The 17,842-nt window shown below is 44.2% G+C and carries 13 protein-coding genes and 1 pseudogene; 7 read left to right on the top strand and 7 right to left on the bottom strand.

Features of this window, described 5'->3' with window-relative positions:
• Window positions 1–125 precede the first annotated feature (125 nt).
• Complete coding sequence (gene metE, locus PSI14_RS14495) at window positions 126–2,405, bottom strand: 5-methyltetrahydropteroyltriglutamate--homocysteine S-methyltransferase (protein WP_273576550.1); 2,280 nt, start codon at window positions 2,403–2,405, stop codon at window positions 126–128.
• 108 nt (window positions 2,406–2,513) lie between these two features.
• Between metE and metR the strand changes: the two genes are divergently transcribed.
• Window positions 2,514–3,470, top strand: coding sequence for an HTH-type transcriptional regulator MetR (metR, locus tag PSI14_RS14490; RefSeq protein WP_273576549.1), 957 nt, complete (start codon window positions 2,514–2,516; stop codon window positions 3,468–3,470).
• On the opposite strand, the gene PSI14_RS14485 is transcribed toward metR, so the two are convergent.
• The 3 genes from PSI14_RS14485 to PSI14_RS14475 all read right to left on the bottom strand — a co-directional run bounded on the left by PSI14_RS14485 (window position 3,355) and on the right by PSI14_RS14475 (window position 7,534).
• Window positions 3,355–4,254 carry a carboxylate/amino acid/amine transporter gene (locus tag PSI14_RS14485; protein ID WP_273576548.1) on the bottom strand — a complete coding sequence of 300 codons (900 nt, stop codon included), beginning with the start codon at window positions 4,252–4,254 and terminating at the stop codon, window positions 3,355–3,357. The two genes, metR and PSI14_RS14485, sit on opposite strands and share 116 nt — an antisense overlap.
• Before the next feature lie 22 nt (window positions 4,255–4,276).
• The gene (locus PSI14_RS14480) at window positions 4,277–5,926 is read right to left on the bottom strand and encodes a Na+/H+ antiporter (RefSeq protein WP_273576547.1); all 1,650 of its coding nucleotides are present in this window, start codon (window positions 5,924–5,926) and stop codon (window positions 4,277–4,279) included.
• 261 nt (window positions 5,927–6,187) lie between these two features.
• Window positions 6,188–7,534: an NCS2 family permease gene (locus PSI14_RS14475; RefSeq protein ID WP_273576546.1), complete on the bottom strand. Its 1,347-nt coding sequence runs from the start codon at window positions 7,532–7,534 to the stop codon at window positions 6,188–6,190.
• A gap of 647 nt (window positions 7,535–8,181) precedes the next feature.
• Here PSI14_RS14475 and PSI14_RS14470 point away from each other — a divergent pair.
• The 3 genes and pseudogenes from PSI14_RS14470 to PSI14_RS14460 form a co-directional block, all read left to right on the top strand.
• On the top strand, window positions 8,182–9,447 hold the full coding sequence (locus tag PSI14_RS14470) for a DUF1479 domain-containing protein (RefSeq protein ID WP_273576545.1): 1,266 nt from the start codon (window positions 8,182–8,184) through the stop codon (window positions 9,445–9,447).
• Between the two features lie 165 nt (window positions 9,448–9,612).
• Window positions 9,613–10,581: a glucokinase gene (gene glk, locus PSI14_RS14465; RefSeq protein WP_273576544.1), complete on the top strand. Its 969-nt coding sequence runs from the start codon at window positions 9,613–9,615 to the stop codon at window positions 10,579–10,581.
• A gap of 121 nt (window positions 10,582–10,702) precedes the next feature.
• Window positions 10,703–11,002 (top strand): annotated as a pseudogene (locus tag PSI14_RS14460) (IS1 family transposase); the annotation flags it as partial.
• A gap of 67 nt (window positions 11,003–11,069) precedes the next feature.
• Here the strand turns inward: PSI14_RS14460 and ssb1 are convergent.
• Complete coding sequence (gene ssb1, locus PSI14_RS14455; protein ID WP_273576543.1) at window positions 11,070–11,597, bottom strand: single-stranded DNA-binding protein SSB1; 528 nt, start codon at window positions 11,595–11,597, stop codon at window positions 11,070–11,072.
• Between the two features lie 270 nt (window positions 11,598–11,867).
• Here ssb1 and uvrA point away from each other — a divergent pair, with 270 nt between their 5' ends.
• From uvrA to PSI14_RS14440, 3 genes are all read left to right on the top strand, one after another.
• Complete coding sequence (gene uvrA / locus PSI14_RS14450; protein ID WP_273576542.1) at window positions 11,868–14,699, top strand: excinuclease ABC subunit UvrA; 2,832 nt, start codon at window positions 11,868–11,870, stop codon at window positions 14,697–14,699.
• A gap of 259 nt (window positions 14,700–14,958) precedes the next feature.
• On the top strand, window positions 14,959–15,117 hold the full coding sequence (locus tag PSI14_RS14445; protein WP_306309301.1) for a DUF5993 family protein: 159 nt from the start codon (window positions 14,959–14,961) through the stop codon (window positions 15,115–15,117).
• A gap of 12 nt (window positions 15,118–15,129) precedes the next feature.
• Complete coding sequence (locus PSI14_RS14440; RefSeq protein ID WP_273576541.1) at window positions 15,130–15,696, top strand: disulfide bond formation protein B; 567 nt, start codon at window positions 15,130–15,132, stop codon at window positions 15,694–15,696.
• Between the two features lie 153 nt (window positions 15,697–15,849).
• On the opposite strand, the gene PSI14_RS14435 is transcribed toward PSI14_RS14440, so the two are convergent.
• Window positions 15,850–16,977: an AAA family ATPase gene (locus PSI14_RS14435; RefSeq protein WP_273576540.1), complete on the bottom strand. Its 1,128-nt coding sequence runs from the start codon at window positions 16,975–16,977 to the stop codon at window positions 15,850–15,852.
• Complete coding sequence (locus PSI14_RS14430; protein WP_273576539.1) at window positions 16,974–17,726, bottom strand: RNA ligase family protein; 753 nt, start codon at window positions 17,724–17,726, stop codon at window positions 16,974–16,976. Before PSI14_RS14430 ends, PSI14_RS14435 begins: the two co-directional genes overlap by 4 nt.
• Window positions 17,727–17,842 lie beyond the last annotated feature (116 nt).

Genomic DNA, 17,842 nt, shown 5'->3' with positions numbered 1-17,842 from the left:
GCGAACTAATTGAAAAATAAACGGTTAGGGAAATGAGTTACTTTTTACTCGCCTTTCACCCGCCACAGTGAATGAAATAATGTGGCGGGTGTCTTCAACTTATTTAAGTTTAAACTGATGTTAAATTAACTGCTTACTGAAGAACGCAGGCGTTTTGCTGCTTCTACCATGTTTGCCAGTGCTTGTCTGGTTTCTGTCCAACCACGAGTTTTCAGGCCGCAGTCCGGATTTACCCACAAACGCTCAACCGGGATACGGTCAGCCGCTTTGCGTAGCAATGCTTCAATCCATTCAACACTAGGGACGTTTGGTGAGTGAATATCATACACACCAGGCCCTATCTCATTTGGATATGAGAAATCTTCAAACGAATCCAACAGCTCCATATCCGAGCGAGAGGTTTCAATGGTAATCACATCTGCATCCAGTGCTGCAATGGATGGCATGATGTCATTGAACTCGCAATAACACATATGGGTGTGGATTTGGGTATCATCTTTCGCAACTGCTGCACTCAGTTTGAAAGCATCTACCGCCCAATCCAGATATTCTTTCCACTCTTCTCTACGCAGGGGTAAACCTTCTCGCAATGCAGGTTCATCAATCTGAATGATGCCAATGCCCGCTTTCTGCAAATCATCAACTTCATCACGCAAAGCCAGTGCAATCTGTTTAGCGATGGTTTCACGGCTGACATCTTCCCTTGGGAATGACCAACAGAGAATGGTTACTGGTCCCGTCAACATGCCTTTGACTGGTTTATCAGTCAAAGATTGTGCATATGTCGCCCAATCTACCGTTATCGCTTCTGGACGACTAATATCGCCAATGATCACTGGTGGTTTCACGCAACGAGAGCCGTAACTTTGCACCCAACCATTTTGGGTAAAGACATAGCCATCAAAGTGCTCACCGAAATACTCCACCATGTCATTACGTTCAGCTTCACCATGTACCAATACATCCAACCCCAGATGCTCCTGCTCCTGAATCGCCTGTTTGATATGTTCACTGATATTGGTTCGGTAATGTGTACTATCTACCCGACCTTTTTTGAAATCGAGACGCAAGCCACGAATTTCCGTTGTTTGCGGGAATGAGCCAATGGTTGTTGTTGGCCATAACGGTAAGTTATACCGTTGGCGCTGAAGTCTGGCACGCTCAGGGTATATCTGATTACGTTCACTGTCTTGTGGCTGAATCGTCGCAATACGCTCAGCAACCGATGGATTATTCACCCTTGTAGAACTGCGACGAGCACGAATTGGAGCACTATAGGCATCAAGCTCAGCCTGTTTATTGCCTTCTGGCGCATTCAATGCTTGTGACAATAAAGAGAGTTCCGCGCATTTTTGCAAGGCGAAAGCAAACCAACTTTTCACTTCTTCGTCCAACCCAGCTTCATCATTTAAGTCAATGGGGCTATGAAGCAATGAACAGGAAGTGCCGATCCAGATATTTCTCTTATTTAACAATGGCACAACAAGCTGGTATTTCTCACTTAAATCGGCACGCCAAACATTGCGGCCATTAATCACACCCAATGAAAGCAGCCAATTTTCCGGCAAAGATTTATCCAAATTATCAAGAGAATCCTGCCCTGCAACCAAATCGATGTGCAATCCTTGCACTGGCAGCGATTTTATTGTTTCCAGATTGTGACCGATGCTATCGAAATAGGTCGTCAGCAGTAATTTCACTTGTCCCTCAAGTGATTGGTAAGCCGTGGAGAATGCCGCCAGCCACTCTTCAGGCAGTTCCAGTACCAGCGCAGGTTCATCAATCTGTACCCATTCAATGCCACGTTTTGCCAGCTCTGCCAGCACTTGCTGGTATACCGGAAGGATATCCTTTAACAGAGACAGGCGATCAAAAACTTTGCCTTTTACCTTACCAAGCCATAAGTAGGTCACTGGTCCCAAAAGAACAGGTTTTATTTTGTGTCCTAATGCCAGAGCTTCATCAACTTCGTCCAACAATTGAGTCCAACCCAGCTTAAATTCCTGCCCTTCCTGAAATTCAGGCACGATGTAGTGATAATTTGTATTGAACCATTTAGTCATTTCCGAAGCAGCCGCAGGTGTACCTGTTGGTGCCCGGCCACGGGCAATACGGAACAGAGTATCCAGATCAATATTTCCATCTTCATTTTGATGACGCGGAGGAACGTTGCCCAATAATAGGCTCGTGGTCAATACTTGGTCATACCAGGCAAAATCACCAACGGGGACTAAATCAACGCCCGCTTCTTTTTGTTGCTGCCAGTGACGTGCACGTAATTCACGGCCTGTTTCCAGCAATTCCTGTTGGGAAATTTTGTCCGCCCAATAGTTTTCTTGCGCCTTTTTTAGCTCTCTTTTCAATCCGATACGTGGAAAACCTAGTGTATGATTCAAAACCGTCATGTCGTCACCCATAAAATTTTAGCCGTCTAGATGTTTACACTTCTATAATCAACAGGTAGTGTATAAACCACAAGCGCAAATTATTCATTATCATCTTGAAGGTTTTTCATGATCGAAATAAAACATTTAAAAACACTACAAGCACTGAACCATTGTGGCTCACTAGCAGCAACGGCAAATTACCTGCATCAGACGCAATCTGCTCTTTCACATCAATTCAGTGAGTTAGAACATCGGCTGGGATTTAAGTTATTCATTCGTAAAAGCCAACCCTTGAAGCTAACGTCTCAAGGAGAGGTATTATTAAAGTTGGCAAATCAAGTCTTACCCCTGATTACAGCTTCCTTACGTGAATGCCATGAGCCGGAAGAGGCAAATTTACGCATTGCCATTGAGTGCCATAGCTGCATTCAATGGCTGACTCCAGCGCTTAAGCGTTTTCGTGAAAGTTGGCCGCAGGTTAATGTGGATTTCAAATCTGGCGTGACATTTGATCCCCAACCCGCACTGCAAAAACGCGAGCTGGATATTGTTCTGACCTCTGACATTATTGCGGACAGCAATCTGCATTATACGCCATTGTTTGATTATGAAGTGAAGCTGGTGATTGCACCGGATCATCCATTGGCAAATAAACGCGATATTAGTCCACAAGATCTCGCTGCTGAAACTTTACTGATCTATCCTGTCCAACGACAACGGTTTGACATCTGGCGACGTTTTCTCCAGCCTGCGGGAGTGACTCCTACATTAAAAACTGTCGACAATACGCTATTGTTGATTCAAATGGTTGCGGCCCGATTGGGTATCGCCGCATTACCGCACTGGGCAGTGGAAACATTCGAACGACAAGGGTTGGTTGTAACCCAAACGTTGGGAGAGGGATTATGGAGCAGATTGTACGCTGCCAACCGTGAAGGAGAACAACGTCAACCCGCTATTGATACATTTATTCGTTCTGCGCGCCAGCACGCGGTGGATAAGTTGCCGTTTGTGAAGCAGGTTTCAGTATCCAGCGGTGGTGCACCCAAAGTGATGCAACAATCAGGCTGCCCCCAATGGTAAAATTCAGCCAATCAGGATGCTGCTGCCAAATTGCAAAATTGACCAACAAACCCGCCGGAACCAGCATATTATTCATAATTGCCAGTGTTCCGGCATCCACCTGAGTTGCCCCATAATTCCACATAAAATAGCCAATACCCGACGCTCCGATGCCCAGCCAAATCAGGACTCCCCACTGTAGCTCAGTTGTTGGCAATTTTTGCAGATCACCAAACATCAACCAGCCAATGCTGGCGACAACACAAGCGCCCAGATAGAACCATGAAAATGCCACTTGCTGCGGGATCGGATGAACTTCCATCAAACGCTTATAACCAACCTGACCAACCGCAAAGAAAATATTTGCCAATTGCACTAATATCAGGCCAATCCAGAAAGATTCACTCAATTGGTCATAACGAATAATTGCTGCACCAACCACTGCCAATAAAGAACTCAAGGCATAACCCCAGCGCAGCCGTTGGCGCCCCATCAGATCATAAATCAATGTGACATAGAGCGGCGTCATGATGGTAAAGAGTAAAAATTCTGCCACCGTCAGATAGTGGTAGGCATGAAATACAAATAAATACATCACACCAAGCTGACAGGCACCGACAGCCATATACAGTGAAATAATTTTCAGCGATAACCCACGCCAGCGCAAAAATGGTAAAAATACCATTGCTGCCAACACTACTCTGACAAGAACAGAAAACCAGCTATCAACCTGACCAGCGAGATAAACGCCAATCAGGCTAAATGAGGCAGCCCACAAGAATGTTGTGATCGTTAACAGCCACATAATTTATTGATCTTTTACCTTTTTATTGTTCTTTACCAACTAAAAGCGCTTCTAGCAAATCAAGATCATGCAGCAACGTTTGTAGTGTTTCATTACTGATCTTACGGGTTGCACGCATGTGATATAACTCTCCTCGTTCAGCCCTTAATGCCGTCAAACGGAAACGACGCTCCAGCTCTTCAATCATCAGATTATGCTCGATTTCATCTGTTCCCGCAGTGCGACGCCGCAAATGACCTGTGACTCGAGATGCAACTTCACTAATGACCTCAGCATCCAGTTGTTCTTCAGTACTGGCCGACAGACGCTCTTCCATCTTATTCATACTGACAATAGCAACTTCAGCCATTGCAGCTTTTGCCATTCTGATTTCATTGAGGTCTGCCTGCTTATCACCTATCGTCATGCCGCGCAGCAGCAAAGGTAACGCGATAACGCCCACAAAAAGAGAGAATAGGATCACACCCGCAGCAATGAAAACCAGCAGATAACGTGCCGGGAATGACTCACCACTCGGCAAAAACAATGGCACAGACAGCGCACCCGCCAACGTAATTGCACCACGAACACCAGCAAATGAAGCCAACCACAACTCACGGGTAGTATAGGAAGTAAACTCAATTGGTTTCTTCTTCATCAACACTTTGCTGGTATTTTTCATCAGCCATAACCAGCTGAATCGCAGTAATAACAGTGCACAGTAAATGATCCCAACGGCAGCGAATAGCATCCAGGTTTCAACTTGTGAATCAATCTCAGCCTCATACACCGATGTTTCCCAGATACCCGGTAATTGCAGCCCCAGCATGATAAACACAAGGCCATTGAAGACAAAGGCCAGCATCCCCCATACGTTATCGGCACGCAGACGCATATCCAGTGGTGCATTGCGGATGACTCCCGCCTTACTGATAGTCATACCTGCTGCAACCGCAGCCAGAATCCCTGAAACACCGATATGTTCAGCAATCATATAGGAGGCAAACGGCAGCAACATCATAAACATGATTTGAGTTGCGGGATCATCCCCACTCCAGCGACTCATCAGTCGTAGTGATTTACTGTACAACCATGTGACAGCGATACCCGATAACAAACCACCAATCGCAACCTTGAAAAACTCTATCGTTGCGCCAGTGACAGTAAAGACCATCGTTCCCATGGCAATCGCCACAGCAAATTTCAGCGCCACCAGACCAGAAGCATCATTCATTAATGCTTCCCCTTCCAGCACGCTCATCATATTTTTAGGAATGCGTCCTTTTCCAACAATCGAGGATAATGCCACCGCATCCGTTGGTGACAAGACCGCCGCCAGTGCAAAAGCAGCAATAAGTGGGATACTTGGCAATAACCAATGGATCAAATAGCCAATGCCAACGACCGTCACCAATACCAACACTAAAACTAAGATGACAATTTCACGTCCATGCTGGAAAAACTCTCTAGTCGGCGTTTTCCAACCATCAACAAATAACAAAGGGGGGATAAGTAAAACGAGGAATAGTTCAGGATCAAAATGAACATGTAAACCAAAATGAGGCCAGGCCAGCAAAGCCCCCATTGCTATTTGCACTATAGGCAAGGGGACACGGAACGGAATCATTTTAGTAAGAACTCCAGAAACTGACACCACCAAAATCAAGATCAAGATAGTAAAGAATATTTCCATGTTACCCTTACAAATTGCCAAAAATCCGTCGATAAAAAGATTGTGACTGTTTTTTATCATTAATAACAGCGCTAATAACTATAAATATGGCAGTTATTAAAGGAAATCAAAAAGCAATCACACTGCGAATCAATGAGCATCAACTCATTCGTATATTTTATACTTATCGGCGAAAGTGTGTTGGAAAATTAGCACATTTTAGATGTATGTATAAGGATGGAAAGAATGCGCAAACCCTATCATTTGCGCATTCTATTTTAATCAGATGGCCCAATTTCCGGCATAAAATACAACTAATACGATGGCAAGAATAATCGTACCAATGTTAAGTTTACGCCATTCACCAGAAAAAATACGTCCGACAACCAGCGCACTAAAGCCCAGCATAATACCTGTCACGATGTTACAAGTCAGAACGATAAATACAGCGCACAGCAAACCTGACATCGCATCAACAAAATCATCAAAGTTTAGCTTTCGCACATTACTCAGCATCAATAACCCGACGTACATCAAGGCGGGAGCCGTAGCATAGGCAGGCACCAGATACGACAACGGAGACAAGAATAAAATCAACAGGAACAAAATACCAACAATGGAGGCAGTTAAACCCGTCTTACCACCAGCGGCAGTTCCTGCGGCGGACTCAATATAAACCGCAGCAGGGGAAGAGCCGATAACTCCTGCAAAAATACTGCTGACAGAATCAGCGGTCAGTGCCTTGCCACCATTAATAATCTGGCCTCCCTTATCCAATAAATTCGCCTGCCCCGCTACGGCCCGAATTGTTCCCGTCGCATCAAATATTGCTGTCATTACCAATGCCAGAACACTGGGTAATACCATAGGCTGCAAAGCACCCATAATATCCATGCTGAACATCAGGGACAGACCATCGTTCCCTAACGTGGGAAGCTTAAAAAAACCTTGATATTTAACGGCCGGATCAAAAATCAAGCCAATAATAGAAATCGCGATAATCATCAGTAAAATACCACCCGGCACTTTCTTTCGTTCCAGGCCGATAATTCCCGCCAATCCCAATAACGTCATCACCACAGGAAATGAAGTCAATGAACCAAAGGAAACAGGTAAGCCTACATGTGGGTTCTTAACCACCAAACCAACACCATTGGCCGCAATCAACAATAAAAATAACCCGATGCCAATACCTGTTCCATGTGCAATGCCCATTGGCATATTACGCAAAATCCACGCCCGCACACCCGTCACTGAAATTATCGTAAACAAGCATCCCATTAAGAAAACCGCACCGAGTGCCACAGGAATACTTACCTGCTGCCCCAATACCAAGCTGAACGCGGTAAATGCCGTCAACGAGATCGCACAGCCAATTGCCATTGGCAAATTCACCCACAATCCCATTAATAATGAACCGATTCCGGTCACTAAACAAACAGAAATAAACACGGCGGTATGAGGAAATCCGGCTTGCCCAAGCATCCCCGGAACCACAATAACGGAATAGACCATCGCCAAAAATGTCGTTAATCCAGCGAGAATTTCCTGACGTACCGTTGATCCGCGTTCAGTAATCTTAAAATACCTATCGAGTTTGCATTGAGTTGGTGCCTGCATACCAGACATGTTTTTCCCCTGCTTTTGTTGAATATGTCGCTTTAAAATCTACCGCTTTTCTCCCTCTCTTCACCTGACAAAAGCCTAACGAAAACGATTACGTCACCGGACAACAAAACTCCGTGCTGTACTCACTGGTTCAGCCATTCATTTACGCAATCGTTTGGCTTTAAAGGCAAAAAGATGGTGAGAAAATTTGAGGCGAATGATTATCCAGTGAATCAGGGATAAGAATCAAGCGATAATCACAAATTTTGTGCTGGGATCTTGGAGTATTTATGTGAGATTTTGGGCATCTAATGTAATTGATATAAACCATATCAACAATATCTATACCTTATCAAATCTACCGAGATACCCCCATCAGCTCAAGCGATAACCTGGGCATCAAAGCAATATGGCGATGAAGCGATAGTGCTATTCGGTGATCGTCTTAAACAAAAAGAACTGACAATATCCATTGAATCACAACCGCTCTGGTCATCTAATCAAGAAATTATTTAATTCCTGTACCCTAAAAAAGGGCTAACCACGATTCGAGCCTGTTACATCAAAAAGTAAACAGTTTTCAAAAGTAAATGGTTTTAAAAATAAACGGTTTTAAAAATAAACGCTTTAAAAACTACACCAATCATGATGAACAAATAGGATCTGCTATGGACACATCTTTTATCTCTCCCCGCTTTCCTGATAATTACCGCCAGAATATCCGTCAAATGAAACAAGCCATATGCAAGCAAATTGGTAATGTCGAAGGTTTGTTCAAACAAGTTTGCGATAAAATAGAACAAGAGCTCGCAGCGGCTCGAGAAGATGAAAAAAATACAGGCAGCGCTTGGCCTGAAATCCACTTATATGATTTGGCAAACAATCGAGTCACAGCAGAAACGGTACAAAAGATTAAACGCCGAGGATGTTTAGTCGTCAGAGGAAACTTTCCCCGCGATACCGCACTCGCATGGGATAAATCCATGCTTGATTACCTTGCGATCAATAACTTTGATAGCGTTTATCAAGGCACTGGTGATAACTATTTTGGCAACCTTGAAGCATCTCGTCCGGAAATTTACTCCATTTACTGGTCTCAAGCACAAATGCAAGCCCGACAAAGTAAAGAAATCGCGCAGGTACAATCTTTTCTCAATCGTTTGTGGAAATTTGAATCATCAGATGGCTCACGTTGGTTTGATCCTGATATCAGCATTATTTACCCCGACCGCATTCGCCGCAGACCACCGGGCACGACATCCAAAGGGCTTGGTGCCCATACTGATTCTGGTGCTTTGGAACGTTGGCTACATCCTGCTTACCAAAAAGTATTTAGACATATTTTTAATAACCAATTTGCAAAATACGATCCTTGGGATGCGGCGTATCGCCCAGAGATAAATGAATACGAGCTGGATAACGTAACCCGATGCTCAGTTTTTCGCACCTTTCAAGGCTGGACAGCGCTATCAGATATGACACTCAATCAGGGATTATTGCATGTCGTTCCCGTGCCAGAAGCAATGGCCTATCTGCTGTTACGACCTTTACTGAATGATGTACCTGACGATGAACTTTGTGGCGTAGCTCCCGGTAAGGCGCTGCCAACTCTGGAGAAATGGCATCCTCATCTCATTAATGGGCTATGCAGCATCCCCTCTTTACAGGCGGGTGATTCTGTCTGGTGGCACTGTGATCTTATCCATTCCGTTGCGCCTGTGAAAAATCAGCAAGGCTGGGGAAATGTGATGTATATCCCTGCTGCCCCTTTGTGTAACAGAAATCTTGCTTATGCCCATAAGGTGGCAAAATCGCTTGAAGATGGCACATCTCCGGCTGATTTCCCCCGAGAAGACTATGAAAAGAACTGGAAAAACCGTTTTACTACTGACGATTTAACCCCCATTGGGCGACGTGGTCTTAGCTTGAATTAAAGCGCCAACCTGACACCGATAGCTCTGTCGGTGTTAGGTTCCTCTGAAATATCGATATATTTTTATGCGGTCTTTGCGCCTGACCTTGTGTAAAATCCCCTCAATTCGACTTTTGACTGGTTCATTAGGATATAGAGTTCTGTAAGACTTAAGGAGAGATAAACCATGACAACTTACGCCCTGGTAGGCGATATCGGCGGTACAAATGCACGACTGGCATTATGTGATGTGGATACTGGGCAACTGAGCGCAGTCGAAGTCTATCCCTGTGCGTATTATGCATCGCTTGAAATTGTTATCCGCCAGTACCTGAAACAGCAAAACTGTGAAGTCAATTATGGTTGCATCGCCATTGCCTGTCCGGTAACGGATGATGTTATCAGTATGACCAACCACAGTTGGCGTTTTTCCGTTAGTCAAATGAAAGCGTCGCTGGGATGGGAATGTTTTGAGGTGATTAACGATTTTACCGCTGTTTCCCTCGCCATTCCGGTTCTGGGAGCTGATGATGTGATTCAGATTGGTGGAACGCAACCTCAAGCCAAACGTCCCATCGCGGTTTATGGAGCAGGTACTGGATTGGGTGTCGCCCATCTTATTCATACGGGAAACCAATGGATGAGCCTGCCCGGCGAAGGTGGGCATGTAGATTTCGCACCGGACAGCACAGAAGAAGATCATATATTGAGTGTACTACGGGAAGAATATGGTCATGTCTCCGCCGAACGTGTCCTTTCCGGGCCTGGCTTGGTGAATATTTATCGTGCTTTGATGAAGTTGAACGGTCAACCCGCAGAAGAGCTTACCCCACGCGATATTTCCGACCGTGCGCTGAGCGGAAATTGCCCTACCTGCAAACAGGTGTTAGAACTCTTTTGTTCAGCATTAGGGCGCTTTGGCGGAAATTTAGCGCTGAATATTGGTGCATTTGGTGGCGTGTATATTGCGGGTGGGGTAGTCCCACGTTTCCTGGATTTCTTCCAAAAATCAGGCTTTCGGCAGGGATTTGAAAGCAAAGGCCGGTTTACAAACTATTTGCAGGATATTCCCGTGTATCTGATTACCCATGATAAACCGGGGTTATTAGGTACAGGTTATTATATTCGCCAATCGTTGGGTAAAATCATTGAGTAAATATATTGGGTAAATAACCTCAATATATTTATATCTGCTCATGCTATTTATTTGTTTGATTTTCTGCTGAAAAATATAAGCGATATTTAGCATGGGTGCCTTATGTATAGATCACATAGCCGTTGATCTTGCCATGAACAACGCAGGTATCTGTGATACTGCCCGTACATGACATATCAGTATTAATGCCGTTGTCCCGCTCAGGAAACGGCTTAAAAAGCTCGCCTCGTTCAATGTTGTGTTCTGGTGTACCGATAATTTCAAGGCCTACAACCTATTACTAAAAAGCCAGCATCTCGTCGGGAAGACTTTTACTCAACGTATTGAGCGGGAGAACTTGACTTTGCGCACTCGAATTACCTTTCCAAAGATGGTCAATAAACCTATTTATGCCAAAAAACCGATAAAAAACATTACGTAAAGACAAAAAACCCCGTATAAACGGGGCCTTATAGACAGAAACTTACCTAAATACTCTTAAGTAAACGTTAGAACGGAATGTCATCATCGAAATCCATTGATGGCTCATTGCTCTGTGGTGCAGGAGACGGAGACTGTGCCGGACGAGATGGAGCGCCGCCGCTGAATTGCTGAGATGTTGCTTGTGGCTGCTGTGGTTGTCCCCAACCACCTTGTGCTGGTGCATCTTGGCTTGCTGCACCGCCGCGGCTGCCTAGCATTTGCATAGTGCCGCCTATAGGATTGACCGCAACTTCCGTGGTATAACGATCTTGACCACTCTGATCCTGCCATTTGCGAGTCTGTAAAGAACCTTCGATATAAACCTGAGAGCCTTTGCGCAGGTATTCACCGGCGACTTCTGCCAATTTGCCGAATATCACTACGCGATGCCATTCGGTTTTCTCTCTCATCTCACCGGTTTGCTTGTCACGCCAGCTCTCAGACGTTGCTAGAGTAATGTTGGCGACTGCACCGCCATTCGGCATATAGCGAACTTCCGGGTCCTGCCCCAAATTACCCACTAAAATAACTTTGTTTACGCCTCTGCTGGCCATTGGGAATACTCCTGATGAAATGAATTTTGCTAAAAAATGGACTTCTCTAATTATAAGCGAAGTAGTTTACCATGCGAGGACTAAGTTTAAACAGAGAGCCGTTATATTATACTTTGCGAAGCTCATCGTACTTTACATTGTCAGGGTTACAGTATAACTCTCCATTAAACACTGTATATCCATTCAGCAATGTTTGTGCAATAATGACGCATTTATGAGTTTTGCACTATAAATAGAGTCTTGCACCATCAATAATCTGGGAAGTGGTCTATGGATAACATCGAAGTTCGGGGCGCCCGCACCCATAATCTCAAAAATATCAATTTAATAATTCCCCGTGACAAGCTAATAGTCATTACTGGGCTATCTGGCTCCGGTAAGTCATCTCTGGCTTTCGATACCCTGTATGCAGAGGGCCAACGTCGTTATGTTGAATCACTCTCTGCATATGCCCGCCAATTTTTGTCACTGATGGAAAAACCGGATGTCGATCATATTGAGGGGTTATCCCCGGCCATTTCCATTGAGCAAAAATCTACTTCCCATAACCCGCGATCTACAGTCGGAACGATAACTGAAATTCATGATTATCTCCGTTTGCTATTTGCACGAGTGGGCGAGCCGCGCTGCCCTGAGCACGATATCACGCTGGCGGCACAAACGATTAGCCAGATGGTGGATAACGTCCTGACACTGCCGGAAGGTCAACGCCTGATGCTGCTGGCTCCTGTCGTCAAAGAGCGTAAGGGCGAACATGCCAAACTGCTGGATAATCTCGCGGCACAAGGTTATATCCGTGCCCGTATTGATGGTGAAGTGTGTGATCTTTCTGATCCACCAAAACTCGAATTACAGAAAAAACATACTATCGAAGTCGTCATCGACCGTTTCAAAGTACGGGCTGACCTCGCTCAACGATTGGCGGAATCATTCGAAACTGCGTTGGAACTTTCCGGTGGCACTGCCGTCATTGCCAATATGGATGATACCCAGGCCGAAGAACTGGTTTTCTCCGCCAATTTTGCCTGTTCGATATGTGGCTATAGTATGAGCGAGCTGGAGCCACGTCTGTTTTCCTTCAACAATCCCGCTGGTGCTTGCCCAACTTGTGACGGCTTAGGCGTTCAGCAATTTTTCGATCCTGAGCGTGTTGTTCAGAATGAAGATATTTCCCTCGCAGGTGGTGCAATCCGCGGTTGGGATCGCCGTAATTTCTATTATTTCCAGATGCTGAAATCGCTGGCTGAACACTACAAATTTGATATCGAAACACCGTTTAATCAGTTAAGCCCGGCCATTCGAAAAGCGGTTTTATACGGTTCAGATAAAGAATCTATCGAATTCAAATACACCAATGACCGTGGCGATGTGACCGTGCGTAACCATCCGTTTGAAGGTGTTTTGCATAATATGGAACGCCGCTATAAAGAGACGGAATCCACCTCAGTACGGGAAGAGTTGGCAAAATATATCAGCAATCGTTCCTGTGTTTCTTGCGACGGAACTCGATTGCGTCAAGAAGCCCGTCATGTTTTTATCGGAAATACTACGCTGCCGCAAATTTCGGATTTCAGTATCGGTCATGCAATGGAGTTTTTCCAAAATATCAAATTGAGTGGACAACGGGCCAAAATTGCCGAAAAAGTCCTGAAAGAGATCCTTGATCGCCTGAAATTCTTGGTTAACGTTGGATTGAATTATCTGACTCTCTCTCGTTCAGCAGAAACCCTTTCTGGCGGGGAAGCGCAGCGTATCCGTCTGGCGAGCCAGATTGGCGCTGGTCTTGTTGGTGTGATGTATGTGCTGGATGAACCTTCCATTGGTCTGCATCAACGGGATAATGAGCGTTTGCTGGAAACGTTGCTGCATCTGCGCAATTTGGGCAATACCGTTATCGTCGTCGAACATGACGAAGACGCCATCCGTGCGGCTGACCATATTATTGATATCGGGCCAGGAGCAGGGGTACATGGTGGTGAGATTGTTGCCGAAGGGACTATCGACGATATTATGGGGAGCCAAAAATCCCTCACAGGAAAATACCTGAGTGGTGAACGCAAAATTGCCATTCCTGAACAGCGCGTGCCAGCCAATCCAGACAAAATGCTGAAATTGATTGGTGCAAAAGGCAATAATCTGAAAAAGGTGACATTAAAACTGCCTGTTGGCCTGTTTACTTGTATTACTGGTGTTTCTGGTTCCGGCAAATCAACGTTGATCAACGATACATTATTTCCTATCGCCCAGCGCCAGTTAAACGGAGCAACAAATATTACTCCGGCACCTTACATCGATATTCAGGGTCTTGAGCATTTTGATAAAGTGATCGATATCGATCAAAGCCCGATTGGCAGAACCCCTCGCTCAAATCCTGCTACTTATACGGGGGTGTTCACCCCAGTAAGGGAATTATTCTCTGGCGTTCCTGAGTCCAGAACCCGTGGTTATACGCCGGGGCGTTTCAGTTTTAATGTTAAAGGTGGGCGCTGTGAAGCCTGTCAGGGTGATGGCGTAATTAAAGTTGAGATGCACTTCTTACCTGATGTTTATGTGTCTTGCGACCAATGCAAAGGCAAGCGTTACAACCGCGAAACGCTGGAAATCAAATATAAAGGCAAGAATATTAATGAAGTGCTGAATATGACCATTGAAGAGGCCCGTGAATTTTTCGATGCAGTCCCAGCCCTTGCCCGCAAGCTACAAACCTTGATAGATGTTGGCCTCTCCTATATTCGTCTGGGACAATCCGCAACAACACTTTCAGGCGGGGAAGCACAACGGGTAAAACTGGCGCGGGAGCTATCCAAACGGGGTACAGGCCAGACCCTGTATATCCTTGATGAGCCAACAACGGGTCTGCATTTTGCGGATATTCAGCAATTGCTGTCTGTTCTGCATCAACTGCGGGATCAAGGAAACACCATTGTAGTCATCGAACATAATCTGGATGTCATCAAAACGGCTGACTGGATTGTCGACCTTGGCCCTGAAGGCGGCAGCGGCGGCGGTGAGATACTGATATCGGGAACGCCAGAAGAAGTAGCCCAGTGCGAAACATCTTACACAGCTCGTTTTTTGAAGCCGATACTTAAGGAAGATTAATTTACTCATTCTGCAACTAAATTATCGACAATCCTCCCCATTCGATGGGGAGTTTTTTTATTCATTTTCTAACCAATTGTTAACCAAGATCACCTTCATACGCGCAAGAAAGCCTTTTCTTACTATTATTTCGAATGAAACAACCTTCCATAAATCAGCATTTTGTATTGTTGTTCTAATATTATTAATGATCATATTACCGATGTATTAATGCCATAATGGCATAACATATGCTTTAAATTTACAATGGAGATTAAACATGTATATGTTTTTACCGTTCTTAATTGCGCTAGTTACAATCGTCACTGTTATTACTGCCAAGAAAAAGCTGACGTATATGCTTTGGTTTGCTTTATTCATCATTACGGTATTTTGGTTTAAATATCATGCAACTGATGCATTGAACCTTTCTTTTTAATCGGAGGCCGTAATGAATAATATAATGTCAGCACCACGTAATGTTAACCTCGCAATGGCCTTGAATATCCTCGGTCTGTTCGGTATTAGTGTAATTTTGATAGTCGCGTTTTATTATCAGCTAGCGCGTTCTGAACTTCCCTGCCCATTATGTTTATTGCAGCGTGCAGGCATTATCATGATTGGTTTCGGCTTTTTGTTTAATATTTACTTCGGTATAAAAAACGCCCATTATAGCTTCTCATTACTCGGCTGTATTGTGACTGGTTTCGTTGCCATGCGTCAGGTTTCTCTCCATATCCTGCCGGGAGATATGGGATATGGTTCAACTTTCTTCGGCCTGCATTTTTATACTTGGGCCGCAATTCTGTCTATTCTGACTATCATTGCCATCGCGGTTATTATGCCTCTGAAAGCAGGTAATACTGATTCAGCAAAATATACGCCACCAATATTGGGCAAAATTGCTATGGGATTATTCGCATTTTTAATTGCAGCCAATTTGGTTTCTACCATATTGGAATGTGGCAGCGGACAATGTGATGACAACCCGACGTTCTATCAATTACTAAAGAAATAATTCGTTCATACTGAAATCATTAAAATAGAAGGCTATATAATTCCAACAGCCTTCTATCTTTCTAACTTCTATCTTTTTAACTTCTATCTTTTCTAAATTCTAGCTTTTCCAATAAGATCTTTTCAGCGAAATTACCAGAAATATATTCTGTGATTATCGATTCAAAAGCTCCGAATCAATGAAATAGCAAACTTCATGTGCCTCTTCTGGTGTCGGAACTTCCAGCTTACCAAGCATCCGATCCATCACTTTATCCGGTACAGCATATTGACGATTGCTGTTTTGTTGACGCCAGCGCTTATGGCCTTGTTCAATGTAAACAATCCTAATTTTGGCATCATAACTCACAAATAATTTGATGAGTTGCTGGCGTATCTGTCCTGTCAGGTTAGTGGCATTCCAAATGAAATTTTGCCTGCTGCGCAATCTATCTTTGGCTTGATGCTTTGCTTGCTGTACAACCCAACCATTGGCATTTTTATCTTCTGGGCTAATTTGATGTTCACGACGAATCGCATCCAGACTAATCACAGGCATTCCTTCACCATATAGTTGGATAAAATGGTCTTTACCCATCCCCGGCAATCCACACAACAAGATTACCTGACTGCCATAGTTATCATAAGGCTGGTAATCTGGCTGCTCACTATCCGTAAAAAAGTAATGGAAACGAGCCTCACTGGATGAGAATACCCGTGATTCCCGCCAGCAACCCTGTTCACGACAGTAAAGCTCAAACAGCTCAATACGTTCCAGTAATTCCTGTGCGTCATGACATGTGCGCCCTAATACATCTGCTTTTGCCAGTAGAGCCAGCAAATAAGTATCAACACGCAATGATGCCGCCAATAATGCCTTTTGTGGACTGGGCTTTTCCATTAACCACAATGGTAATCCATGGAAACGCACAAGTGCGGCGATCTGTTCCCGGATTGCAAAGGGTGTGGGTATTTGCTGAAACAGAATTTTTCTGGCCGTTAATTCTCCTTTACGGGCGTGTCCCGGAGAAATAATGCGTCCATCCCAATTTATCCGCGTCGTACTACGCTTCTCTACATCATGCAATAATGCCGCTGTCCAAAGAATTTCCTGTTCTTCCGGGGCCAATAATGAATATTCGGGCAATTGCTCCAATGCCGCCAATACCATTTGAGTATGGATTGCGACATCGCCTTCGGCATGATGAATGGGATCTTGCTGAACACCATTCATATCAGCGATAAAAGAGAAGGTTGAGGATAAATAATCCCATGACTTATGGTGGCTGAATACCCAACTCATTCTCTTTCTCCTTTTGCCTTATTTTTATTTGAACCAAAAATACTTTTATTTGAACCAGAAAGATGTTCGAAATATAGAGGTGCTCTTTGCCAATGACGTTTCCAATGCATATCCGTTTTAACATGATTTTTTCGTACATATTTAAAAACACGATGTGCAAAATCAGTTATCACATATTCCCCTGCATCTCGGCTAACAATGCCTTCCATAGAACACTCTTGCTTAATTTGTGTATCCCAAGAAGAAAAACAACTTCCCTGCCTTGCCGTTTCAATAATATTTTGCATAAATGCAGATTCATTCGATGTTTCAGGAATATTGATTTCAGGCACTGTCGGAAAATCGAATAATGCGGCATAAAATTTGACTTCTTCCCAACTGAGCCAGCAATCTTTAATGCGCACCGCAAATACAAAGAAATATTCTTCAATATGACGATATTCGATGGAATGAATGGCATAAAGATTTTCGCCAAAGATCTCGATATCGCCTAAATCGTCTTTGAGCAATTGCCAACGCTGACGAATTTGTTGTGTCCATGCTGATTGGGTTGGTGCTGCATGTGAACGGGCGAATACACCATAGCGATTCAAACAGTTATTTTCACCGTCCAATTTTTCGGTATGAATAAGCTGCTTAATTTTTTTCATATCGTGCCACCAATGAGGATTAATACGATCATCACTGGTCGTGCCTGGCGAGAACGGATAATGGAACGTTCTTCCATACTTTCTTGATTGCATATCCATAATGCTTTGACTCTTTTGATAATTATCCCAATAAAAGCGCAATCGCACCTTTACAGACTAATGTTCATCTGAATGACCGATGAAAGAGCTCAAGAGTTGGTATTACATTTTCTTTA

This window comes from Xenorhabdus anantnagensis (assembly GCF_028598555.1).
Lineage (GTDB): Bacteria > Pseudomonadota > Gammaproteobacteria > Enterobacterales > Enterobacteriaceae > Xenorhabdus > Xenorhabdus anantnagensis.
This window is presented reverse-complemented; position numbering and strand designations above follow the sequence as displayed.

Coding starts and splice junctions, on each gene's coding strand:
- metR (WP_273576549.1), top strand. CDS start 2,514: ATGATCGAAATAAAACATTTAAAAACACTACAAGCACTGAACCATTGT.
- PSI14_RS14485 (WP_273576548.1), bottom strand. CDS start 4,254: ATGTGGCTGTTAACGATCACAACATTCTTGTGGGCTGCCTCATTTAGC.
- PSI14_RS14445 (WP_306309301.1), top strand. CDS start 14,959: ATGTATATGTTTTTACCGTTCTTAATTGCGCTAGTTACAATCGTCACT.
- PSI14_RS14430 (WP_273576539.1), bottom strand. CDS start 17,726: ATGGATATGCAATCAAGAAAGTATGGAAGAACGTTCCATTATCCGTTC.
- metE (WP_273576550.1), bottom strand. CDS start 2,405: ATGACGGTTTTGAATCATACACTAGGTTTTCCACGTATCGGATTGAAA.
- PSI14_RS14480 (WP_273576547.1), bottom strand. CDS start 5,926: ATGGAAATATTCTTTACTATCTTGATCTTGATTTTGGTGGTGTCAGTT.
- PSI14_RS14470 (WP_273576545.1), top strand. CDS start 8,182: ATGGACACATCTTTTATCTCTCCCCGCTTTCCTGATAATTACCGCCAG.
- uvrA (WP_273576542.1), top strand. CDS start 11,868: ATGGATAACATCGAAGTTCGGGGCGCCCGCACCCATAATCTCAAAAAT.
- ssb1 (WP_273576543.1), bottom strand. CDS start 11,597: ATGGCCAGCAGAGGCGTAAACAAAGTTATTTTAGTGGGTAATTTGGGG.
- glk (WP_273576544.1), top strand. CDS start 9,613: ATGACAACTTACGCCCTGGTAGGCGATATCGGCGGTACAAATGCACGA.
- PSI14_RS14440 (WP_273576541.1), top strand. CDS start 15,130: ATGAATAATATAATGTCAGCACCACGTAATGTTAACCTCGCAATGGCC.
- PSI14_RS14435 (WP_273576540.1), bottom strand. CDS start 16,977: ATGAGTTGGGTATTCAGCCACCATAAGTCATGGGATTATTTATCCTCA.
- PSI14_RS14475 (WP_273576546.1), bottom strand. CDS start 7,534: ATGTCTGGTATGCAGGCACCAACTCAATGCAAACTCGATAGGTATTTT.